At 67.2% G+C, this 22,694-nt stretch carries 25 protein-coding genes; 6 read left to right on the plus strand and 19 right to left on the minus strand.

The features are described 5' to 3' along the window. Positions 1–423: 423 nt before the first annotated feature. The gene (locus tag GV792_RS26865) at positions 424–849 is read left to right on the plus strand and encodes a hypothetical protein (RefSeq protein WP_163827759.1); all 426 of its coding nucleotides are present in this window, start codon (positions 424–426) and stop codon (positions 847–849) included. A 142-nt stretch (positions 850–991) separates the two neighbouring features. After that, positions 992–1,417 carry a hypothetical protein gene (locus GV792_RS26870; RefSeq protein ID WP_163827761.1) on the plus strand — a complete coding sequence of 142 codons (426 nt, stop codon included), beginning with the start codon at positions 992–994 and terminating at the stop codon, positions 1,415–1,417. Positions 1,418–1,573: 156 nt separating this feature from the next. On the opposite strand, the gene GV792_RS26875 is transcribed toward GV792_RS26870, so the two are convergent. Together GV792_RS26875 and GV792_RS26880 are read right to left on the minus strand one after the other, a co-directional pair. After that, positions 1,574–1,780, minus strand: a complete 207-nt coding sequence (locus GV792_RS26875) for a DUF397 domain-containing protein (RefSeq protein ID WP_163827763.1) — start codon at positions 1,778–1,780, stop codon at positions 1,574–1,576. Continuing rightward, complete coding sequence (locus GV792_RS26880) at positions 1,770–2,648, minus strand: helix-turn-helix domain-containing protein (protein WP_163827765.1); 879 nt, start codon at positions 2,646–2,648, stop codon at positions 1,770–1,772. The genes GV792_RS26875 and GV792_RS26880 overlap by 11 nt, the downstream gene beginning before the upstream one ends. Before the next feature lie 330 nt (positions 2,649–2,978). On the opposite strand from GV792_RS26880, the gene GV792_RS26885 reads away from it, so the two are divergent. Further along, on the plus strand, positions 2,979–3,854 hold the full coding sequence (locus GV792_RS26885; RefSeq protein WP_163827767.1) for an oxidoreductase: 876 nt from the start codon (positions 2,979–2,981) through the stop codon (positions 3,852–3,854). A gap of 229 nt (positions 3,855–4,083) precedes the next feature. Here the strand turns inward: GV792_RS26885 and GV792_RS26890 are convergent, their stop codons facing one another. The 13 genes from GV792_RS26890 to clpS form a co-directional block, all read right to left on the minus strand. Continuing rightward, the gene (locus GV792_RS26890) at positions 4,084–4,539 is read right to left on the minus strand and encodes an SRPBCC domain-containing protein (RefSeq protein WP_256668451.1); all 456 of its coding nucleotides are present in this window, start codon (positions 4,537–4,539) and stop codon (positions 4,084–4,086) included. Positions 4,540–4,583: 44 nt separating this feature from the next. After that, on the minus strand, positions 4,584–4,943 hold the full coding sequence (locus GV792_RS26895; protein ID WP_163827802.1) for a DUF3817 domain-containing protein: 360 nt from the start codon (positions 4,941–4,943) through the stop codon (positions 4,584–4,586). A gap of 29 nt (positions 4,944–4,972) precedes the next feature. Next, positions 4,973–5,482 (minus strand): transcriptional regulator, encoded by a 510-nt coding sequence (locus tag GV792_RS26900; protein WP_175583233.1) that lies wholly within the window; start codon positions 5,480–5,482, stop codon positions 4,973–4,975. Positions 5,483–5,760: 278 nt separating this feature from the next. Next, the gene (gene rdgB / locus GV792_RS26905) at positions 5,761–6,369 is read right to left on the minus strand and encodes an RdgB/HAM1 family non-canonical purine NTP pyrophosphatase (RefSeq protein WP_163827769.1); all 609 of its coding nucleotides are present in this window, start codon (positions 6,367–6,369) and stop codon (positions 5,761–5,763) included. Continuing rightward, entirely contained in the window at positions 6,369–7,139 is a 771-nt protein-coding gene (rph, locus tag GV792_RS26910) for a ribonuclease PH (RefSeq protein WP_163827772.1), read from the minus strand. The genes rdgB and rph overlap by 1 nt, the downstream gene beginning before the upstream one ends. 244 nt (positions 7,140–7,383) lie before the next feature. Then, positions 7,384–8,148 (minus strand): cyclic nucleotide-degrading phosphodiesterase, encoded by a 765-nt coding sequence (locus tag GV792_RS26915; protein WP_163827773.1) that lies wholly within the window; start codon positions 8,146–8,148, stop codon positions 7,384–7,386. Positions 8,149–8,459: 311 nt separating this feature from the next. After that, complete coding sequence (locus tag GV792_RS26920) at positions 8,460–9,233, minus strand: rhomboid family intramembrane serine protease (protein ID WP_163827775.1); 774 nt, start codon at positions 9,231–9,233, stop codon at positions 8,460–8,462. 101 nt (positions 9,234–9,334) lie between these two features. Further along, positions 9,335–10,297 (minus strand): PLP-dependent cysteine synthase family protein, encoded by a 963-nt coding sequence (locus GV792_RS26925; RefSeq protein WP_163827777.1) that lies wholly within the window; start codon positions 10,295–10,297, stop codon positions 9,335–9,337. A gap of 7 nt (positions 10,298–10,304) precedes the next feature. Further along, on the minus strand, positions 10,305–10,577 hold the full coding sequence (locus GV792_RS26930; RefSeq protein ID WP_163827779.1) for a MoaD/ThiS family protein: 273 nt from the start codon (positions 10,575–10,577) through the stop codon (positions 10,305–10,307). A gap of 40 nt (positions 10,578–10,617) precedes the next feature. After that, complete coding sequence (locus GV792_RS26935; protein WP_163827781.1) at positions 10,618–11,040, minus strand: Mov34/MPN/PAD-1 family protein; 423 nt, start codon at positions 11,038–11,040, stop codon at positions 10,618–10,620. Positions 11,041–11,251: 211 nt separating this feature from the next. After that, positions 11,252–12,313, minus strand: coding sequence for a P1 family peptidase (locus GV792_RS26940; protein WP_163827783.1), 1,062 nt, complete (start codon positions 12,311–12,313; stop codon positions 11,252–11,254). A 232-nt stretch (positions 12,314–12,545) separates the two neighbouring features. Beyond that, entirely contained in the window at positions 12,546–13,115 is a 570-nt protein-coding gene (gene aosR, locus GV792_RS26945) for an oxidative stress transcriptional regulator AosR (protein WP_163827785.1), read from the minus strand. Positions 13,116–13,137: 22 nt separating this feature from the next. Continuing rightward, positions 13,138–13,509 carry an ATP-dependent Clp protease adapter ClpS gene (gene clpS, locus GV792_RS26950; RefSeq protein ID WP_163827787.1) on the minus strand — a complete coding sequence of 124 codons (372 nt, stop codon included), beginning with the start codon at positions 13,507–13,509 and terminating at the stop codon, positions 13,138–13,140. 173 nt (positions 13,510–13,682) lie between these two features. Between clpS and GV792_RS26955 the strand changes: the two genes are divergently transcribed. The 3 genes from GV792_RS26955 (at position 13,683) to GV792_RS26965 (ending at position 17,839) form a co-directional block, all read left to right on the plus strand. After that, positions 13,683–14,993: a nicotinate phosphoribosyltransferase gene (locus GV792_RS26955; RefSeq protein WP_163827789.1), complete on the plus strand. Its 1,311-nt coding sequence runs from the start codon at positions 13,683–13,685 to the stop codon at positions 14,991–14,993. A gap of 138 nt (positions 14,994–15,131) precedes the next feature. Further along, on the plus strand, positions 15,132–15,704 hold the full coding sequence (locus GV792_RS26960; protein ID WP_163827790.1) for an isochorismatase family protein: 573 nt from the start codon (positions 15,132–15,134) through the stop codon (positions 15,702–15,704). An 86-nt stretch (positions 15,705–15,790) separates the two neighbouring features. Beyond that, complete coding sequence (locus GV792_RS26965; RefSeq protein ID WP_163827791.1) at positions 15,791–17,839, plus strand: ATP-dependent DNA helicase; 2,049 nt, start codon at positions 15,791–15,793, stop codon at positions 17,837–17,839. Between the two features lie 234 nt (positions 17,840–18,073). On the opposite strand, the gene GV792_RS26970 is transcribed toward GV792_RS26965, so the two are convergent. The 4 genes from GV792_RS26970 to GV792_RS26985 form a co-directional block, all read right to left on the minus strand. Then, complete coding sequence (locus GV792_RS26970; RefSeq protein ID WP_175584843.1) at positions 18,074–18,472, minus strand: RidA family protein; 399 nt, start codon at positions 18,470–18,472, stop codon at positions 18,074–18,076. Between the two features lie 88 nt (positions 18,473–18,560). Then, on the minus strand, positions 18,561–20,324 hold the full coding sequence (locus GV792_RS26975) for a serine/threonine-protein kinase (RefSeq protein WP_309138709.1): 1,764 nt from the start codon (positions 20,322–20,324) through the stop codon (positions 18,561–18,563). Positions 20,325–20,591: 267 nt separating this feature from the next. Further along, positions 20,592–21,131: a DoxX family protein gene (locus GV792_RS26980; RefSeq protein ID WP_163827792.1), complete on the minus strand. Its 540-nt coding sequence runs from the start codon at positions 21,129–21,131 to the stop codon at positions 20,592–20,594. A gap of 113 nt (positions 21,132–21,244) precedes the next feature. After that, entirely contained in the window at positions 21,245–22,606 is a 1,362-nt protein-coding gene (locus GV792_RS26985; RefSeq protein WP_163827793.1) for an NCS2 family permease, read from the minus strand. Positions 22,607–22,694: the final 88 nt, after the last annotated feature.

Raw genomic sequence — 22,694 nt, forward strand, 5'->3', positions numbered from 1 at the left:
CGCCTAACCCGACCATCCAGCGCTACACAAAGCAGCACCCCCCACACACAAACCTCCATCCCCCGCGCCCCTCGCGACCAGCCGGTTCACGAGGGAGACGCGAGACCGGCGACGCGCCGTTGTCGCCCGCCTCATGCCTCCTTCGTAGCCGGGGCCTCGGACACAGACTGGGTCGACGTCGTCTCGACCACTGCGGATCCGCCTATCCGACTGCGGAGGGTTTCGGGCTACGACCGTCGGCGAGCAGTTCGAGTTCACCGCAACGCGATTTCCCGCTCCAGTCTTGGATGTCAATGAATTCCCAGGAGTGGGAGGATTCTCACCCTGACGCAGTGCAGGATCTTGACAGATCACGTATCGGCGGACGGTCACCGACGCCGCGAGGTGGTCGATCGATTGTGTTCTCGGAAGGAAAACTGAACGATGCGTGTGTTCAAACACGGAGCCAGGTTGGGCCTTGCCGTCGCGGCAATTCTTGCCGGATCGCTGACCATGGCCGCTCCCGCGAACGCAGCGACCCCTGCCTCGGTGTGCGGCAGCGGCTTCCGCGTCATCGACACCCACGGCCTGGGCAATCTCGCCACCATCTATCTGCTCTACAACGGCCGAACCAACTGCGTCGTCACCTGGAAGACGGCCTACATCGGCACCAAGACCGTCACGAAGGCCGAGGTCGCCATCTGGGATCAGGCCAACAGCCTCCGGATGGATATGAATATGTACGCGTACTACGCGGGTCCAGTGAAAGTGGATGCTCCCGGCAAATGCATCATGTGGGGCGGTAGTGCATCGCCGACCGACATCTCCAAGGGGTACAACTGGAATTCGGGCCGTAGCCACTGCGGCTGAGCCCCTCATATCCCGACCCTCGACCGCATCTGACGCGCCGTCATCGACAGCGCGCGAACGGCAGCACCGGACGCGGCAGATCCCTCGGCAAACGACCGCCACTGATGATCCGCGGTCGATCTTCACAGAAAGAAAATGAATAATGCGTGTGCTCAAACACGGAGCCCGACTGGGCCTCGCCATCGCGGCGATCCTCTCCGGATCTTTGGCCATGGCCACTCCCGCGAATGCGGCGACCCCTGCCTCGGTGTGCGGAAGCGGCTACCGCGTCATCGACACCCACGACCTGGGCAATCTCGCCACCATCTACCTGCTCTACAACGGCCGAACCAACTGCGCTGTCACCTGGAAGACCGCCGATGTCGGTACCAAGACCGCGACGATGGTAAGCCTCGGAATCTGGGGGCAGTACAACCCACAGAAGGATTCCGGCATGTTCGCCTACTATGCCGGACCAGTGAAAGTGGATGCCCCCGGAAAGTGTATTGGTTGGGGCGGTATGGCGAGCAGGCCCAACCCGGATACGAGCTACGGTTGGAGCTCGCCCGGCCCGAGCCACTGCGGCTGATCCGCATACGCAGCGATCACGGCGGATACCCTCACCAGCAGGGCGGGAGGCCCGCCAACATCTGTCAGTGAGACGGCCCGTCTCTCAGCCTGTTGCGGCTGAGAGACGGGCCGTTTCAATAGGGCGCGCTACCGGACCGACCGCGACAGGCGCGGCTCAGCGGTGGTCGAAGCGTCCGGCGCGGGTACGGGTCAAGAAGGTGTCCCACTCCGAAGGGGTGAAGACGAGGGCCGGGCCAGCAGGGTTCTTCGAATCACGCACGCCGACCCAACCCACGTCCAGGTGCGCGACTTCGACGCAATCGTTTCCACCCGCGCTCCGGCTCGACTTGAACCACCGCGCCCCGGTTAGGTCAACGCTCACGTTCGAACTCCTTTGCTTTCACACGCAGCAGAATCTTGCTGCCAACGGTGTCTACAGCTACATCTTGCATGGCCTTGAACGCCTTTCGGTAGCGCTCAACCGAGTCCGGTCGGTCGTAGTAGAGGTTGCCCGTATACGACTCCACGTACACCGTGGCCGGTTCACGTGATGACGGACTGAAGTCGAGGACGGTAAAGGGCCCGGTAGCCATACCCGGCGGCACGCCGACCGCAAACGGAAGAATTCGCACAGTGACGTTTGGCGGCAGGTCAGCAAGGTGCCGGAGTTGACCGGCCATTGTCTTGCGGCCACCCACAACTCGATTCAGTACTGCCTCGTCCAAGATCAGCGTCACGTTCACCGGGGTGCGCTTCCTGGTGATGATCCTCTGTCGGCCCATCCGCACTTTCATACGTCGATCCAGCTCATCTGCTCCGCCGTCAGGGAAGTACGCCACATCGAGAGCCCTTGCGTACCCGACAGTTTGGAACAGACCGCTAATCATGTCCGGACGGAAGATGGTCAAGGCCGTCGCAGCGGCCTCCAGCCCCACGTACAGTTCGAAGTCTTCCGGGATCAACTCCCCGTACTCATGCCACCACCCTCCATTCCTCGACGCTGCTTCAGCTTCCTTCGCCAGCCCGAGCAACGCACCCTGCTGCTCGATCTCGTCATACAGCTCGCACAACCCCACGATGTCCGGCACATGGATCTTCCCGGGATGCCCGGTCTCCAACCGCTGCACCGTCCCGGCTCCGCGCCCGATCTGCCGTGCCGCTTCGGCGATGCTCAATCCCGCCGCCTGACGCATTTCGCGCAGGTGTTTACCGAGCTGACGCCGAGGCACCGTGTTGCCCGCTGTGGGCATAGTGATCCCCTCCTGAAATGGCCATCCCCTGCCTAGGAACCATTGTGGCCCAATCCTGGATGCGCCACAGGGAAAACGTGAAGATCGGTGCGATCTGCCTATCACCGCAGGTGAAACAGGGTGCGGACCTGGTTCGCTCGCTTCCGGCATCGGAGTCCGGGCCCGCCGTCACCACACCCCTGCCGTGGCGGCACATCCGGCATCGGCCATGGCGGCCGCGCTGGGTGGCGATCCGTATCGCCCCGGCCTTCGATGCTCCACAGGCATGCGAGGAAGATCAGCGTCCGAGACACTCTTCACAGAGAACTTACTCAGGAGTAAGGTCGGTGCATGGCGTGGAAACCTGAGCAGATATCCGATCAGACCGGACGCACCTTCGTCGTCACCGGAGCCAATGGCGGCCTCGGTGTAGAGACCACGACGGTACTCGCGAGCAAGGGCGCGACGGTGGTCATGGCCTGCCGTAACGCGGCAAAGGCGCAAGAGATCGCCGACCGCGTCGAGGGCGACGTCAAGGTCGCGCCGCTCGATCTCGCCGATCTGGCGTCGGTGCGCGAATTCGCCGCCAACTGCGGGGAATTCGATGTGCTGATCAACAATGCGGGTCTGATGAACGTCCCGTTCTCGCGCACCAAAGACGGCTACGAAACCCAATTCGGCGTCAACCACCTCGGCCACTTCGCGCTCACCGGGCTGCTGCTGGATCGCGTCCGCGACCGGGTGGTGTCGCTGGCCAGCATCGCGCACAAGCAGACCCCGAAGCTCTGGATCGACGACCTGAACTACGAGAACCGCCGCTACCAGCGCAATCTCGCGTACGCGCAGTCCAAGCTCGCCAACCTGATGTTCGCCCGCGAACTCCAGCACCGGCTGGAAGAGGCTGGGTCGAACAAGCGGTCCTACGGCGTACATCCTGGTGTGTCGGCCACCGATCTCTTCGCGCGCACCGAGACCCCGCTCGACCGCATCAGCAAGCCCTTCATCCGCCTGATCGGCCACGCACCGGCGAAGGCAGCCCACTCCACCCTGTTCGCCGCCACCGAACCCGACGCCGACCCGAACACCTACTGGGGCCCCACGCGTCTGTTCCAATCTCAGGGCCCGGTGGAACCCTCCCCCTCGACCAAGCTGTCGAAGAACCGCGACCTCCAGCGGCGGCTGTGGGAGGAATCCGAACGGTTCACCGGCATCACCTACAAGTTCTAGCGAGCCCGCACGCCGAGCACCGGATCGGGAACACCGCGGCAAAGCCGCTCGCACAGCGGGTATCCGCCCCTCGAGGTGGGTCAGCGCTCTTCACACCGGATACAACGTCAGCGCGAAGTCCCCCGCAGCAGCGACACCGGCAACGGCGCCTCCACCTGGACCAGAACCGATCGCGCCAATGGAGGCGGCTGAACTGCAGGCCCCGAGCCAGGTATTGCTGAGACAGGCGCTACCGGCCCTCGACAGCCGCCTTGATCCCGCTGACATGTGTCTGCCACATGCCTCGCGAATGCTCGGCCTCCTGTTCACTGGCGTTGTTGTCCTGGCTCAGTGACAGGTGGGTCGAGCTCGCGTCGCCGGACAGCTCGTAGGTGAGGGTGTGGTAGTTCGCCGGCACGTCGGACTGACCGGACAGCGCGCTGAAGTGGGTCATCTTCAGCAGCCGACCGGGCTCGACGGCAAGGATCTCGCCCTTGTCGGTATAGGGCCGTCCCTGGTACTCGCCCTCCCAGACGATCGGACTGCCCACCTCCCAATCGGTGCGCACGTCGGCACCGAACATGAATCGGCGGATCTGCTCCGGGTCGGTCAGCGCCTCCCAGACCTGTTTCGGCGAAGCAGCGATATCGATGTCCGCCGTGGCGACATAGCCGGTCATTGCCATCAACTCCCATCGCTCGATCATTCGAGCGTAGGCCGAGACGGGCTGGCAGGTCTTGGAGAAAGCCGTCAGATGCCGAAGTCGCGCTTGACCTGCTGGGCGTTGCGGTGTTCCACGAAGAACGACAGCAGCGGAACGGTGCCTGCGAGCAGGGTGCCGATGGTGCGGCCCGCGGGCCAGCGGACCTTGACGGCCAGGTCGGCGGTGAGAATCAGGTAGACGAAGTACACCCAGCCGTGGACGACGGCGATCCAGCGCGGGGTGTCGACGCCGAAGCCGTACTGGGCGATCATCTCGACCGTGAGTAACAGCAGCCACAGACCGGTGGTCCAGGCCAGCACTCGGTAGCGCAACAGCGCGCTCTTGACCTTCGCGGTATTCGCGGGGGCCTTACGGGTGGTGACGGGGGTGGCGCCGTCGTCGGTCAGCGTGGTGTCGGTCGAGTTCTCGCTGGCGGTCAACCGGCGCTCCTCTCGGTGTCGCGGGCGTCGAGGCCCGCGTCGCGGACCCGTTCACCGATATCGTCGGCGTGCAATCGCGCCAGGTATTGGTTGTATTCGGTCAGCGCGGGATCGGTACCGCGCGCCGCCTCGGGCTGCTCGGGTCGAGCCTTCGGCCGCTCCGGCAGGATGCCCGTCGGGATCTCGCGTGGCGCGGCCTTCCTGGTCTTGGCCCTAGCGGGCTGCGCGGCCGGTGCCGGTTCCGCGGCGGGAGCCGACTGCTCCTCCTCGGCCTCGCTCTCCAACCGGACGAACCGGAAGTACGCGAACACCGCGAATGCCGCGAACAACGGCCATTGCAGGGCATACCCCAGGTTCTGGCCGGTACCGCTCGAGGACTCGAACCGCTCCCACTGCCACCACCCCAACGCCAGGCACGCCAGCGCGGCCACGACCACCAGCGCGATCAGCGCGGGCCGATTATGCCGAGGGCGATGCTGCGCCGAAGGGCCGGAAGGGGCGGACACGCATACCACGGTACCCGTCTACTACACGAGCCGTAGGAGCAGGTGGGCGCTCGCACGCAGCGGTGAGCGTACAACACGCAGCCACCGGTCCGCCCGACCACGCACGACGTCGCACCGCTCACGCGTGCGACTCCGCAACCATCCCGCGGTCTCGAGTACCTCGGGGCACGGCGGCGCGGGTCCGCGCCGACTCGCCCACCGAAGCAGCAGGTCGGCCCAGCGAGCCCGGCCCCGATGCCGTCTCGACTCGGTGTGCCCCCCGCCCCCGGTCGATCGGGTCAGTCGACCAGCGCGGCGAGCGCCGGCAGCAGTTGGGTCAATGCCCGTCCGCGGTGCGAAACAGCGTCCTTCTCAGCCGGCGTCAGCTGCGCCGCGGTGGTCGTCCCACCCTCGGGCACGAACAGCGGGTCGTAACCGAACCCGCCATCACCGATCGGCTTGCGCCCGATCGTGCCCGGCCATTCGCCGCGCACCACGGTCTCCGCCCCGCCCGGCACCGCCAGTGCGCAGGTGGAGACGAAGCGGGCGCCGCGGCGTTCGTCCGGGACATCGCCGAGCTGTCCGAGCAGCAGCGCATTGTTGGCGGCGTCGTCACCGTGGCGACCGGACCAACGCGCCGACAGCACGCCGGGCATGCCGTTGAGGGCGTCGACTTCGAGGCCGGAATCGTCGGCGACGCACGCCAATCCGGTGGCCGCGGCGCCGTCGCGGGCCTTGGCCAAGGCGTTCTCCTCGAACGTCGCACCGGTTTCGGGGGCTTCGTCGTAGGTGGGGACGTCGTCGAGGCCGACGATCTCCAGGCCCGCCACACCGGCGTCGGCCAAGATGCGCCGCAGCTCGTTCAGCTTCTTGGCATTGCGGCTGGCGACGAGCACACGGCGGGTCATCACTTCTTCTTCGGTTCGGCCGGCTCGGGCAGCGCACCTGGGTACGGCAGCGCGAGGGCTTCCTTCTGCACCTCGAACAGCTGCTCACAGCCTGCGAGCGCGGAATCGAGCAGCTTGTCCAGGGTGGAGCGTGGGAAGGTGGCGCCCTCACCGGTGCCCTGCACCTCGACCAAGGTGCCGGTATCGGTAGCGACCACGTTCATGTCGACCTCGGCGCGCGAGTCCTCTTCATAGGGCAGGTCCAGGCGCACCCGGCCGTCGACCACGCCGACGCTCACCGCGGCGATGGCACAGGAAATCGGCTGCGGGTCGGCGAGCTTGCCTGCGGCCGCGAGATAGGTGACCGCGTCGGAGAGCGCGACATAGGCGCCGGTGATCGCGGCGGTACGGGTACCGCCGTCGGCCTGCAGCACATCGCAGTCGATGGCGATGGTGTTCTCACCGATGGCGGCCAGGTCGATGCATGCGCGCAGCGAACGCCCGATCAGCCTGCTGATCTCCTGGGTCCGGCCGCCGACCTTGCCCTTCACCGATTCTCGGCCGCTGCGGGTGTGGGTGGCGGCGGGCAGCATGGCGTATTCGGCGGTGAGCCAGCCCAGCCCGGAGTCGCGCCGCCACGGCGGCACGCCCTCGGTGACGCTTGCGGTGCACATCACCCGCGTCTGGCCGAACTCCACCAGCACCGAACCGGCTGGATGCGTGGTGAATCCACGGGTGATCCGTACCTCGCGGAGCTCATCGTCCGCCCTGCCATCGGCTCGTCTCGACACGAGGCCAGCGTAATGGGAGCAGGTGCTCGCGAGTCGGCGGGGGCGCGAGCGCGTCTCACTCAGCGGTCACGACGGGTGACCCACAGGGCACGCGCCGCATACCGTGCTGATAAATCGCACCGAGCGTTCTGGACTATTCGGCGCTCGGTGCGGTAGCCACATTCCTCAGTGGCTGGCCATCGGCACCAGGGCCCACAACTCGAGTCACCGATGCCGCAGTCATCGCCCACACAGACGACGCGACTCAGAGGTCGAAGGTCTCCCCCGGTGCCACCGCATGCACGGGACCGGTGAACTCGGCCTTGGCTTCGGCGATCACATCTTCGCGCGAAGTCCACGGCGGAATGTGCGTCAGCAGGAGTTCGCCGACACCCGCTTCGGCCGCGATCCGCCCCGCCTCGGTGCCCGAAAGATGAATACCGGGAGGACGATTCGCCGGATCGTGGGTCCAGGACGCTTCCGCCATGAGCACATCGGCGCCCTGCGCGAGCTCCTGCACCTGTGAGCACATCGCGGTGTCGCCGGTGTAGACGAACGTGCGCCCGGCCGCGGTGACGATCCGCAGGCCGTAGGACTCCGGCGGGTGGAACATCCGGCGCGCCGTCACGGTGTGACCCGCGCCGAACTCCACCGGCTCACCCTCGACCCACGGACGCATATCGATCACGTCGGACCAGTCGTCGCATTCACCGCCGACCTCGGCCGAGGCGTTGCCGATGCGCAACGAGGTGTCCGACGGACCGCGCACGATGGCCTTACCGACCGGCGGCGTCGGGTGGTAGCGCCGCCACACCAGCAGCCCCGGCAGATCCAGGCAGTGGTCGGCGTGCAGATGAGTGAGGAAGATCGATACGTCGCCGGGGTTGGCGTAACGCTGCAATGCGCCGAGCACCCCTGGACCGAAATCGATGACGACCGGCGACATGTCCGGGCCGGTGAGCAGGTACCCCGACGCTGGGGAGTCCGGGCCGGACACACTGCCCGAGCACCCGAGGACGGTAAGGCGCATCCCACCATGCTGCCACGACGAATTCTCGCTCAAGAGCCGATCCCCCAAAAAGCCGGGCCGAGACCACTGGGACCGGAAATGCCCGCAAGCACCGGTCCGCGCCTCACGACGGTGTGGACGTTCATCACCAGAGAGTACCCAGCCGACACGCGCCGCACCCACCGCCCCGAAAAGGTCCGCTCACCAAGTCATTCCGCCTGGGTTGAGGTGGGCGTCACACAATGGACGCAGTGTGACCGCGCCGCCCGGACCGACCTGGGTTCCCCGGGCCCGAGCGCGCGCCGCGCATCGGAAACCGCGACGCCGGACAGTCAGCCCCGGCCGGGTGTGCCGGCTGGACCGAAACCGGAGGCCGGAAGCGCGGCGCGATGACGTTCGCGCTCGTCACCGGAGAGCATCCACGCGGCGAGCACCCCACCGACAGCCCCGAACAGATGACCCTGCCAGGAGATGCCCGGCTGCCCGGGCAGCACACCCCACAGCAGCGACCCGTAGACCGCGAGCACGATCAGGCCGATCACTATCTGGCCGACGTGCCTGCCGAACCAGCCGCGCAGGATGATGAACGTCAACCAGCCGAAGACCAGCGCGGACGCACCGAGGTGCACGGTGCCCGACCCCCCGATGAGCCAGGTGCCCACACCCGCGACAACCCAGATGATCGCCGTCGCCGCAAGACCTCGCCCGATCCCGGAGACCAGGGCGAGGAAGCCGAGCACCAGGACCGGCAGGGTGTTGCCGATCAGATGCGCCCAGCCGCCGTGCAGCATCGGAGCCCACAGGATGCCGGTGAGTCCGTCGAGCTGACGCGGCTCGATTCCGGCCTGATCCAGTTCGACGCTGGATACGGCGTCGAAACCTTCGATCGCGTAGAGCAGGGCGACGAAGCCGAGCACGAGCGCCGCAGCCCGAGCCCACACCTCGCGCGCGCCGGTGAAACCTGGTTTACCCGGCGGAGTCGGCGACGACCCCAGCTGCGGCGGTTGGGCACCCGGCACGGGTGGCAGTGGCTGCTGCGCGCGCAACGCCGCGATCCGTTCGGGATCGAACGAGGCCCCGATTCCCGTTCCACCGGTCACCGCCATCACCTCCACGCACGAGGCCGGACAGGGGCCCGGCATCGGCAATATCGATCGTCGGCAGCGCTACCCGCGAGCCGAGTGCACCTTCGAGCGTACCGGCGACCTCAGGCCCAGAGCTGGCCGTCGAGGCGTTCCTCTGCCTCTTCCAGGGTGCCGTCGTAGGCGCCGGTGGACAGGTACTTCCACCCGGCATCGGCCACAACGAACGCGATATCGGCCCTGGTACCGGCCTTGACCGCCTTGCGCGCGACGCCGAGCGCGGCATGCAGGATGGCGCCGGTGGAGATGCCTGCGAAGATGCCCTCCTCGAGCACCAGCTCCCTGGTGCGGCGCACCGCGTCATACGGTCCAACCGAGAAGCGGGTGGTCAGCACCGACTCGTCGTAGAGCTCGGGAATGAAGCCCTCGTCGATATTGCGCAGCCCGTACACCAGCTCGCCGTAGCGCGGTTCGGCCGCGACGATCTCGATGCCCGGCACCTTCTCGCGCAGGAAACGGCCAACGCCCATCAGGGTTCCTGTGGTGCCGAGTCCCGCGACGAAATGGGTGATCTCTGGCAGGTCGGCCAGGATCTCCGGGCCGGTGCTCTCGTAGTGCGCGAGCGCGTTGGCCGGATTGCCGTACTGGTAGAGCATCACCCAGTCGGGGTTTTCCGCAGCGATCTGCTTGGCCATGGCGACGGCCTGGTTGGAACCGCCCGCCGCCGGTGAATCGATGATCCGCGCGCCGAACATGGTGAGCAGCTGGCGCCGCTCCACCGAGGTGTTCTCCGGCATCACACACACCAGCTGGTAGCCCTTGAGCTTGGCCGCCATGGCGAGCGAGATTCCGGTGTTGCCGCTGGTCGGCTCCAGAATGGTGCAGCCGGGACTCAGCAGGCCGTCGGCCTCTGCCTGTTCGATCATGCGCAGCGCCGGGCGGTCCTTGATCGACCCGGTGGGGTTGCGGTCCTCGAGCTTGGCCCACAGCCGCACCGGATGCTCGCCTTCCCACTGTGGGGACAGGTTGCGCAAACCGACCAGCGGCGTGTTGCCGAGGGTCGCGATCAGCGATTCGTAACGCGCCACGAGGGATCTAGCCTCCGGCGACGGCTGGCAGGATGGTGACGCTCGCGCCCTCGGGGACCTCGGCCTCGAGGCCACCGGCGAAACGCACGTCCTCGTCGTCGACGTAGATGTTGACGTAGCGGTTGAGCTTGCCGTCCTTGAGCAGACGCTCCTTGAGACCCGAGAAGTTGGCGTCCAGGTGGTCGATCAACGCCGACAGCGTCGCGCCTTCGGCCTCGACCCTCTTCTCACCTCCGGTCAGGGGGCGCATGATGGTCGGGATGGACACGGTTACCGGCATCGGGGAACTCCTCGGTTGAACTAGCGAATATCGTTGGTGGTCAGTTGTTTTCGTAGCTGTCGACGATCTTCACCGGCTCTTCGGTGACCTCGCCGTCCAGGATCCGGTAGCTGCGCAGCTCGTGCCGCTCGGGATCGCGGGTGGAGACCAGCACGTAGTGAGCGTCGGGCTCGGAGGCATAGGACACGTCGGTGCGGCTCGGGTAGGCCTCGGTCGCGGTATGCGAGTGGTAGATCACCACGGGCACCTCGTCGGCGTCGTCCATCGCGCGCCACACCTTCAGCTGTTCGCCCGAGTCGAAGCGGTAGAAAGTCGGCGAGCGCTCGGCATTGATCATGGCCACGAAACGCTCCGGGCGATCCGATCCCTCCGGCCCCGCAATGACACCGCACGCCTCGTCCGGATGGTCGGCGCGCGCATGCGCCACCATCGCATCTACGAGGTCGGCCCTGATCACGAGCACAATCGAACCCTTCCGAATATCCGCACAGCCGTCACCGACCTGACACAGCCGACAACGAGTCAGGATATTCGGGTATTCCGGACGTGCTGAATCTGGCTCCCGGCGGAGCGGGGACCAGCGGAGATCGCGGGTCGGCGGTCGCAGGCCGTTCTACCGAGTGTGGGACGGGCGCAGCGGGACCAGGCCGGGCGCTGCGGCTCCGCGGCACACGTCAACTCTGGAACAGCTCGGTGAACGACGGGATCCCGGCAATCGAACGAGCCGACAGGATGGCGTCGACGATCGCGCGTTCGACACAGACCGCGGCGGCGGTACAGAGCTGGTCGAGGACCAGCAGATCCGCCGGGAACGCCGGGGGCAGTGGCGGCGCCTCCGGTGTCGTCGCCGTGCCTGTGGCGAGGGCGAAGATGGTGTCGCCGTCGAGGGGCGAATGCGCGGGTCGGATGGCGCGGGCGAGGCCGTCGTGGGCAGTGGTGGCCAGGCGGCGGGCGCCGAGGGTGTCGAGGGGAGCGTCGGTGGCGATGACGCCGATGGTGGTGTTGAGGACGGTGCCCTTGACCGGGAGGGCGTTGGCGACGGCGAGCTGTTCGGGAGTAGCGGGGGTGAGGCCGAAGTGGTCGGGACCGTCGGTGCCCGCTCCCCAGAGCAGGCCGGTGCGGGGGTCGAACACCGAGCCGACGGGGTTCGCGACCATCAACGCGGCGACCGTCATCCCGGCCGCCGGACCGTCACCGAGGACGAGGCTCGCGCTACCGATCCCGCCCTTGATCGCCCCCGCACGCGCGCCGACACCCGCGCCGACCGTGCCGCGCTCGAACTCGACGGCAGCATCGGCCGCTGCGCGAAAGCCGAACTCGGCGCTGGGCCGAATGTTCCAGTCCCCCACCGGAAGATCGAAGATCACCGCACCCGGCACGATCGGCACCACCCGGCTCGGATCGGCCGGATCCATCGGAATTCCGACCCCGTTCTCCTCGAGCCAACGCATCACCCCATCGGCCGCTGCGAGACCATAGGCACTGCCACCGGTCAACAACACCGCGTCGGCGCGGCGCACGGTGTTCACCGGATCCAGCACGTCGGTCTCCCGCGTACCCGGCCCTCCCCCACGCACATCCACGGCCGCCACCGCCCCGCCCGGCACACGAACCACCGTGCACCCGGTCGCCGCGCCCGACCCGACGGTCGCATCGTCATCGAGCACATGGTGATGCCCGACCAGCACCCCCGGCACATCGGTCACCGAATCACGCGCACCCGCCACCGCATTCACGAGAACTCCTTGTCGCCGATCCTGCCGCCGACGCTACCGCGCACACCGGACGGTCGACGCGACCAGCGGATCCTCCGACCTGACGCCACCGAATCCCGGGCAGGCCTACTGGCTCCCAGCGGCTGATTCTCGATCGGCACGTTCCGAGGCTCACCCATCAGGCGTGCCGCCGCTGGTGCCGATAGCCTCGGGCCACCGGCGCAGGACGGACCGGAGGCCATCTCACCTAGCGCTACGGCGCCAAGGCTTGCAGCAGCGAGTCCTGCATCCAGGTCAGCCAGTGGTAGACGTCGAGGTGCGGGGCTCGGGGGTCGTCGGGATCGAATTGTTCGGGGGTGTCGGCGTCGATGCCGAGGACCGCGCCGAGGGCCAGGCGGACGTCGGTGAGGGCGGTGAGCCAGGCGTCGGCCTGTTCGGGGGTGATGATGATGCGGCCGCCGCCGGTGGGGCAGGTGTCGAGGACGACGGCGCCCGCGGCGAGCTTCGCGTCGATGATCTCGGGTTCGTGCAATCCGCGCAGGGCACTGTTGAGGTCGGCGCGGTCGGCGTCGGGGGAACCGGGTTCGCTGCGGTGGAAATCGGGCAGCAACCGCATCAGGCGCGGGTCGTCGGGCGGGAGGGTGTTACCGCTGCGCAGCCCGGTGAGGGCGGCGAGATCGTCTTCGGGAGCCGAGGAGGCTCGCTCGGTGAGTAGGCCGGACACAGCACCGACCAGCGACCGCAGCACGCCCGCTTCCCTGGCGTCCATTTCGGATCGCAGTTTGAGACCGCTCAGCGAATTCTTCCGGCTCCACTTACGCACGTCGCTACGGTAGCCGTCCGAGTCAGTCGTCTCGCTGCATGGTCGCCCACAGCCCCGCGGCGTGTAGCCGGCGGACGTCCTGTTCCATTTTGTCCCGCGAGCCGGACGATACGACCGCCTTGCCCTCGTTGTGCACCTTGAGCATCAACTCGGTCGCCTTGGCTTTGCTGTAGCCGAACAGCTTCTGGAAGATGTAGGCGACGTAGTGCATGAGGTTGACCGGGTCGTCCCAGACGACCGTGACCCACGGTCGGTCTTCCGCCTCCAGGATCTCGGTGTATTCCACCGCCTCGGGCGTCGCCTGTGCGGACAGCGTCGCGTTCGCAGCGACCGCGACGGCGCCGACACGGGCCACGTCCGTCCGATAGCGGGGTGCCGTATTGCACAAGGCCATAACGTCAAGGGTACGACTAGCACCCGGATACACAACACCCGAGCATGATCGATTCGGCCGTTTCGCCCCTGACCACGGCCCTTCGGGGCTTATGATGCGCGATCGGCCCACGCACCGGAGGCGGTGCGCTCCGGTGCGGTCGGCGGGCGCGTCGCTCGGATTACAGTGACAGCGTGGATCCCCGTGACGACGGCTTCAGCACCGCGCTGCTGACCGATCAGTACGAACTGACCATGCTCGCCGCCGCACTGGCCGACGGTTCCGCGCATCGGCACTGCACCTTCGAACTGTTCGCCAGGCGTTTGCCACACGGGCGTCGTTACGGCGTCGTCGCCGGAACCGCACGCTTGCTCGAGGCACTGGGGAACTTCCGATTCGGCGAGGAAGAGCTCGAGATCGTCGGCGGATTCCTCGATGACACCACCCTCCGATGGCTGCGCGAGTTCCGCTTCACCGGCGATATCGACGGCTACGCCGAGGGCGAACTGTACTTCCCCGGATCACCGATTCTGTCCGTGCGCGGCAGCTTCGCCGAATGCGTCCTGCTGGAGACATTGGCCCTGTCGATCCTCAACCACGACAGCGCCATCGCGTCGGCAGCCGCGCGCATGGTCAGCGCCGCAGCGCGACGCCGGATGATCGAGATGGGGTCGAGGCGCACCCATGAACTTGCCGCACCCGCCAGCGCCCGCGCCGCCTATCTGGCCGGTTTCGATGCGACTTCGAACCTCGAGGCGGTGCGCCGGTTCGGTGTGCCCGGCGCGGGCACCAGCGCGCACGCGTTCACGCTGCTGCACAGCGGCGCGGACGGCGCACACGAAGCAGCCGCGTTCCGCAGCCAGATCGAGGCGCTCGGCATCGGCACCACTCTCCTGGTGGACACCTTCGACATCACCAAGGGTGTGGCCACCGCCATCGAGATCGCCGGACCGGAACTCGGCGGTGTGCGGATCGACTCCGGCGATCTGGGCGTGCTGGCCAGGCAGGTGCGCAATCAGCTCGACGAACTGGGCGCAACCAAGACCCGCATCGTGGTCTCCGGCGATCTCGACGAGTACGCGATCGCCGCGCTGCGCGCCGAACCGGTGGACGTCTACGGTGTCGGCACCTCGCTGGTCACCGGCTCCGGCGCCCCGACCGCGGGGATGGTCTACAAGTTGGTCGAGGTCGACGGTGTCCCGGTGGCCAAACGCAGCAGCCACAAGGAGTCGCGCGGTGGCACCAAGCGTGCGGTCCGGCTGGCCAGGCGCACCGGCACCATCGTCGAGGAGATCATCTATCCCGCGGCGGGCGAACGTCCCGCCACGAACGGATTCGAGATGCGTGAGCTGCTCGTACCCCTGGTCCGCGAGGGCAAGATCATCGACCAGCCGGGCCTGTCGGAGAGCCGCGGTCTCGTCGCCAACGGCTTGGTCGCCCTCCCCTGGGAAGGCCTCAAACTCTCCGCGGGCGACCCGGCCATCCCCACCACCTTCCTCTCCTGAGCGGCGGTGTGGACAGGGGCACCCGAGCGAGAGTCCTTCTCGCGAAACGCCCCAGCCAGGTGCCACTCGGCGGATGCCCGCGTTCGTGGGCAGCGCGGGGCGGTCGCGGGGGGCAGAATTGGCGGGTAGGAGGTTGTGATGGGTCGAGCTTTGGTGATCGTGGACGTGCAGAACGATTTCTGCGAGGGTGGCTCGCTGGCCGTCGCGGGTGGGGCGCAGGTGGCGGAGCGGATCAGCGCGCACGCCCGGACACGGGCCGACGATTACGCGGCGGTGGTCGCGACCCGTGACTTCCACGTCGATCCCGGTGCGCATTTCTCCGACCAACCCGATTTCGTGGACAGCTGGCCGCCGCACTGCCGGGTCGGCACCCCTGGCGCCGAGTTCCATCCGAACTTCGACACCACACCGGTCCAGGCGGTGTTCTCCAAGGGGGCCTACGCCGCGGCCTACTCCGGGTTCGAGGGCGCTGCCGACGACGGGAGCACGCTGACCGACTGGCTGCGTGCCCGGGATATCGACGCGGTGGACGTCGTCGGGATCGCCACCGATCATTGTGTGCGCGCCACCGCGCTGGATGCCGTGGCGGCCGGGTTCGACACCCGGATCCTGCTCGGTCTCACTGCCGGGGTCGCGCCGGAAACCATCGAGAAGGCGCTGGAGCAGCTGCGCGGGGCAGGAGTCGAACTCGAGGGTGCGCTCGCCGGCTGAGTCGGCGTCGGCGGGTAATCGCCAACCCCATGACCTCGCCCGCGGACCGTACGCGGGTTGTCGGTGCGGCGCAGTAGGCTGCCGGGGTGCCCGAACTTCCGCCCGTCCCGGCCCTGTTGTCGACCGCCGTTACCGCGCTCGGCGGCAAGGAACGGCCGGGCCAGGTGTCGATGGCCGCCGCGGTCGATCACGCCATCGACACCAAGGAACATCTCGCGGTGCAGGCCGGTACGGGTACCGGAAAATCACTGGCCTACCTGGTGCCAAGCTTGCGGCATGCGGTGCGCACCGGGCGCACGGTCGTGGTGTCGACGGCAACGATCGCGCTGCAACGTCAGCTGGTCGACCGCGATCTGCCCCGGCTCGCCGACGCCCTCGGTAAACCGCTCGGCCGGGTACCACAGTTCGCGATCCTCAAGGGCCGCAACAACTATCTGTGCCTGAACAAGATCAACAGTGCGATTCCGGAGGAGCCGGCCGAGGCCGAGCTGTTCGACGCGTTCGCGGTATCGCGACTCGGCCGCGAGGTGCAGCGGCTCAACGAATGGGCCTCCGACACCGAAACCGGCGACCGCGACGACCTCACTCCCGGCGTCTCCGATCGGGCCTGGCGTCAGGTCAGCGTCTCCTCGCGGGAATGCCTGGGCAAATCACGATGCCCGTTCGGCCAGGATTGCTTCGCCGAGAAGGCAAGGGCCGAATCCGCGCAGGCCGACGTCGTCGTCACCAATCACGCCCTGCTGGCCATCGACGCGATCAGCGGCATCCAGGTGCTCCCCGAACACGATGTGGTCGTGGTCGACGAGGCCCACGAACTCGTCGACAGGGTCACCGGTGTCGCCACCGCCGAACTGTCGGCCGTCGCGATCACTGCCGCGGCCCGCCGCTGCACCAAGCTCATCGACGAACAAGAGGTCGACCGCCTCGAAGCCGCGGGCGATGCCCTGCACGCCGCGCTCGACGATATGGGACCAAGCCGCTGGGACGCCCTGCCCGATGGGATCGCCCCGGTTCTCGCGCTGGTCCGGGACGCCGCATGGAACGCGCACACCGCGCTCGCCCCGCAGGGCGGCACCACCGCGCAGGGTGACGCCGATACCGCCGCCGCCCGCACCCGCGCCGTTGCCGCCGTCGAAGAGGTGCACGACGCTGCCGTCCGCGCGCTCACCGCATTCGACGAACCCGATCCCGCGGCCCGCCGCGACGTGGTGTGGCTGGCCGCCGACGAGCTGCGCGGCGTCACCCGCCGCACGTTGCGGATGGCCCCGTTGTCGGTCGGAGGACTGTTGCGCAGCAGGTTGTTCGGTGCGTCGACGGTGGTGCTGACCTCGGCAACCTTGCAGATCGGCGGTTCCTTCGACGGTCTCGCCATCACCTGGGGACTGCCCGCGCAGTCGTCCAGCCGCACCGACACCGCGGCCGCCAATGGTGCCGAGGCGCCGTCGGACAACGAGACGGTGCGCTGGACCTCCCTCGATGTCGGGTCACCGTTCGACCATGCGAAGTCCGGAATCCTGTACGTCGCCAAACATCTGCCCGCGCCGGGCCGCGACGGTCTGTCCCCCGCCTACCTCGACGAAATCGAGCGGCTGATCACCGCGGCAGGCGGACGCACGCTCGGCCTCTTCTCGTCCATGCGCGCCGCGAAGGCCGCCACCGAGGTGCTACGCAATCGGCTGGACACACCCGTGCTGTGTCAGGGCGAGGACTCCACCGGAGCGCTGGTGCGCAAATTCGCCGACGATCCGGCGACATCGCTGTTCGGCACCCTGTCGCTGTGGCAGGGCGTCGATGTGCCGGGGCCGTCGCTGAGCCTGGTGATCCTGGACCGCATCCCGTTCCCCCGCCCCGACGACCCGCTGCTCACCGCACGTCAGCGGGCCGTCGAATCGCGCGGCGGCAACGGCTTCATGTCCGTCGCCGCCAGCCACGCCGCCCTGCTCCTGGCCCAGGGCACCGGTCGCCTGCTGCGCAGCGTCGACGACCGCGGTGTGGTCGCCATTCTCGACTCTCGCCTTGCCACCGCTCGTTACGGCGGTTACCTGCGTGCGTCGTTGCCGCCGTATTGGGAGACCAGCGATCCCGAGGTGGTCGCACGAGCCCTGCAACGACTAACAGCCGCCGCCAAAGTCTGAGGGCCCAGCCGCCGCTGCCGCCAGCCATTCCTTCACCGGCCCAGGTCGACCACACCGGATACCCGGCACGAACCGCCGCCGACGCCGCCCAAGGGCCGCCATCCGCACGCACCGCCGCCTAATGGAACCGCGATCCCGACCCCCGGAGAACCGGCCGGGCACCACGCGGTCGGGCGGCGACGACGTTTGCGCGGCGACATGGCCGGCACCGGACGGCGGAACCGCACCTTGCGATCAATCCCGCACCGCGACCGCGTCTACTTCGAACAGCATCCCCGGCATGGCGAGCGCCGCGACACCGGTCAATGTTTGGGTCGGCGGCTGCTTGCCCCAGATCTCCGCGACCTTCTCGGCGAGCACGCCCAGCTTGGTCAGGTCGTGGTCGACGATGTGGGTGCGCAACTGGGCGACGTCGGCGTAGTCCAGCCCCACCGATCGCAGGGCGATACCGAGATTGCCGAAGGCCCGGTCCACCTGCGCCGCGAAGTCCTCGCTGGTGGTGTGGCCCTCGGCGTCGGAATCGTATTGGCCGGCAATGAAGACCAGTTCGCCGCGCACGCGCGCGACATGGCTGTAGCCGAAACCGGTCGGGTCGTGCAGGCCGTCGGGGTTGCTGATCTCGATCGTCACCATCGTCTCCTTCGTCAGTGTGATGTCGACGTGGAGGTGACGACACAGCCCGGACGAGTGTGACATCGCTGTATGGAGGTCACCCTCCGGCTCACGACAGCGGCAACGACTTCCACCAGTCCATGAAGTCCTCGGGAGATTTGTGCATTCCCATGGTGTAGAGCAGGAAGGTGCCGCGGGGCGGTCCGGGGAAGCTGGTCATCATGGTGTGCTGGTGCCCCATGGACTGCGGCAGGTGATAGTTCGGGTACGTCACCCCGCCAAGGGCATCGTGAGTGATATCGATCGGCTGCAATCCATCGAGCACTCGCCGCACTTCATCAGCCGTCTCGTACTCGACGAGATAGTAGGAGGTCGCGGTGAGGCCGTCGGTGCCCATACAGCCCCACGCCGCTGACCACGCACCGAAATCCGGGCCCGTGCTCGCCTGGCCGTCCCACAGTTCCTCCTCCTTCGCGGCGTCGTGTGACACGCAACCGGCCTCCGCGAAACCGTTGCCCGGCGAGGTCCGCGGCACCATCCTCGGGAACTCGGTACTGATCGCTCCGGTCGGTGCGGGGGCGGAGTCGTCGGAGGTATCCATGACGACCAGCGCGACGATCGTCGCGATGACGGCAAGCACCGCCACCACCGACAGTCCGATGGTGCGCTTCCGACGCGAACGAAGACCATCGCCATCGGCCTTACGCATCGGCGACAGTGCGCCGGTCGTCGCCGAAAGCTCCCCGGTCGGCGGCGAATACACCTGCTGCCGGGGCGGAGTGAGCGGACCGGCCATCGGTCGCATGCCCGGTCCGGTGCCGGCCGTCACGGAGCTGGTGCCGACCGAACCGTGGATGGTGCCGACGGTATGCGGCTGTGACAGGTGAGGCGGTCTGGGCTGGGGCTGCGAGTGCGGCTGTGACAGGTGAGGTGGCCTGGGCTGCGGCTGCGGCTGCGGCTGCGGCTGAATCCGCTGCCCCTGAGCGGTCGCCATCGGCGCCTGCATGGTCGTCGCCACGCGACCATGCGGCCCCGACACCGGCGCTGCCCCCGACAACGCCGCGCGCACGGCCTCGGCGAATTCCGCACAGCTACCGAATCTTTCCTCCGGACGCTTGGCCAACGCCCGCGCCATGACCGCGTCCAAGGCCGCGGGCATACCGAGCCGGACACTGCTCAGCGCCGGCGGCGAATGCTGAAGATGGCCTTGAATCACGGCCACCGGATGCGGCGAGTTGAAGGGCGCGGTGCCGGTCAGCATCCAGAACAGGCTGCAAGCCAGCGAATACTGATCGGTGCGGTGATCGAGTGGTGCGCCGGTGAGCTGTTCGGGTGAGGCGTAGGCGATGGTGGCGGTGAACGAGCCCGTCTGAGTGAGATGACCGCCGTCATCACGCAATCGCGCGATGCCGAAGTCGGTGAGGTACACCCGTTCCGGCCCGGTATGCGCGTTGGAGAGCATGATGTTGGCCGGTTTCACATCGCGGTGCAGCACACCCATGCTGTGCGCGAAGTCGAGTGCCTGCGCGGTATCGGCGATGATCCGCACCGCGCGCATGACCGGCAACGTGTTCGGGTCGAGGGACGCGGCGTCGACACCATCGATGTACTGCATCGAGATCCACAGCTGCGCGTCCTCGACACCGCGGTCGAACACGGTGACGATATTGGGATGGTCCAGTTGGGCGGCGAGATCGGCCTCCCGTTCGAACCTCGCCCTGGTTTCCTTGTCGTCGAACAGATCCGGATTCAGCAGCTTGAGCGCGGTGCGTCGCGGCAGTCGCGGATGTTTGGCGAGGTAGACCGATCCCATCCCGCCGCGGCCGAGCCTGCGTTCGATCTGATATCCGGCGAAGACCGAACCCGGTTGCACCAGCGCCCCTCCTAGTTCGATCTGTCGAGCACGCCGATCCTATCGGGCACCGACCGGTCTCGGCCCGTCCGCCCGCGCACGGCAGATGTTGCCGCAGCACAACACCTGGCCGCCAACGCAGGCATCACCACTTCGGCCTCAGCCGCCGACGCCACCGGCCAACGCAGCGATCACCGCCGCAACGTCGGCCCGCCGGCGTCCATCCCCCGAAACGCCGGTGCGGCGCGGTGATCGCATCACCGCGCCGCATCGATGACAGCTACTTGACTACAGCGCACCCTTGAGGATCAGGGTCAGCACCCCGGTCACCGCCGCGAGCACAACAACGCCGACACCCCAGGCGAATCCGACGCGGTACCACGGACGGCCGTAGTCGAGCGAGAAGCGGCCCGGCCCGGTGAAGGCAATGGCCAACGCGACGGTGCCGAACAGCAGGCCCTCCTTGTAGCCCTGGCCGGTGAGCAGCCCACCGCTCCACATCTGGTTGATGACGTTGATCATGGTGCCGAGGACGATGGCGGCGGCCAGCGGGGTCAGCAGGCCAAGGGCCAGCATCAGCCCGCCGACGAACTCGGTCAGCCCGGCGAGGGTGCCGAACAGCTCACCGGGGTTGTATCCCATGCCTTCGAACATGGCGACGGTGCCGCTGTGGCCGGGGCCGTCGAACCAGCCGAAGAGTTTCTGGGCGCCATGGGCCGCGAGCAAGCCACCGAAGACGACGCGCAGGGCCAGCAGTCCGATATCGGAAGAGATGTTGTCGTAGGGGGTCTTGACGTTCAGACGCTCGAGCGTCGATTTGGTGGTCATCAGTCTGTCCTCATCATCGTGCGGTCTATCGATCGCAGCCCGTTAGCTTCGCAAAGAAGCGGACTACGGTCCGATTGTTTCACCTTGGACACCAACTGCGCGACCCCGCGAACCTATTCCGCAAGAAAGAAGAAATATCCGAGGAAGATGACCATGAGGACCCACATCGCCGGATGGACCTCTTTGATCTTGCCCTTCGCAACCATGACGACCGGGTAGAACAGCATGCCCATGGCCAGGCCGTTCGCGATCGAGTAGGTCAGCGGCATCATGATGATCGTGATGAACGCGGGCACGGCGAACTCGAGTCGCTGCCAATCAATCTCACCCAGCGCCCTGGCCATGAGCACACCGACGACGATCAGCGCCGCCGATGTCACCGCACCGGATTTCGCGACGATCTCGAACACCGGGAAGCAGAACATCGCGACCGCGAACCAGCCCGCCGTCGCGACCGCCGTCAATCCGGTACGACCACCCGCGGACACACCCGCGGTCGATTCCACGTAGGCGGTGGTGGTGGAGGTACCGATGATCGCGCCTGCCGTGGTGCCCACCGAATCGGCGGCCAGCGCACTCGCCGCGCGCGGCAGCTTGCCGTCCTTGTCCAGCAGTCCGGCCTGATTCGCGACGCCGATCAAGGTGCCGGAGGCGTCGAAGAAATCGACGAACAGCATGGTCAGCACGACGACGATCATCTGCCCGGTGAAGGCGTCGGGCAGATGGATGATTGCCTGCCCGAAGGTCTCGTCCAGCCCACGCGGCAACGCCGCGATGCCGTCCGGCAGTTCGACCAGCCCGCTGACCATGCCGACGATCGTGGTCAGCACGATGCCGTACAGCACCGCGCCGTGCCAGCCGATAACCACGAAACCCACGGTCACGACCAGGCCGAACAGCGCGAGCAGTGTGGTGCCCTTGGTGAAATCACCCAGCGCGACGAATGTCGCGTCGTTGGCGACGACGATCCCCGCGTTCTTCAAACCGAGGAACGCGACGAACATCCCGATACCCGCCCCGACCGCGAGCTTCATCTGCATGGGAATCGCATTGAGGATGCGTTCGCGCACCTTGGTCACCGCGAGGATGAAGAAGATGACACCCGACAGCAACGTCCCCGACAACGCCACCTGCCACGGAATCCCCATCCCGAGCACCACCGAATAGGCGAAGAACGCGTTGAGCCCCATACCGGGCGCCAACGCGACCGGATACTTCGCCCACAAGCCCATCACCAGCGTGCCGAACACCGCGGCCACGGCGGTCGCGGTGAACACCGCCTGGGTGGGAATGCCCAGCTCACCGAGTACGCCGTGGTCGCCGAGCACCGACGGGTTGACCGCGAGCACATAGGACATGGCCAGGAACGTCACCGTGCCCGCCATCAGCTCCCGCCGGACGGTCGAACCGTTCGAGCTGACACCGAAATAGTTATCGATATGACCCCGGGTTCGGGTCAGCACGTCGATGGCCATGGGGGGTACTCCAGTCGGGAAACGAGTGAGCGGGTGCCCGAGCACGTTATCCGATAGTGGACCAACAAGCCTGGTCAGCCACCGAAAA

It is taken from the genome of Nocardia cyriacigeorgica (assembly GCF_010868145.1).
GTDB lineage: Bacteria > Actinomycetota > Actinomycetes > Mycobacteriales > Mycobacteriaceae > Nocardia > Nocardia cyriacigeorgica_D.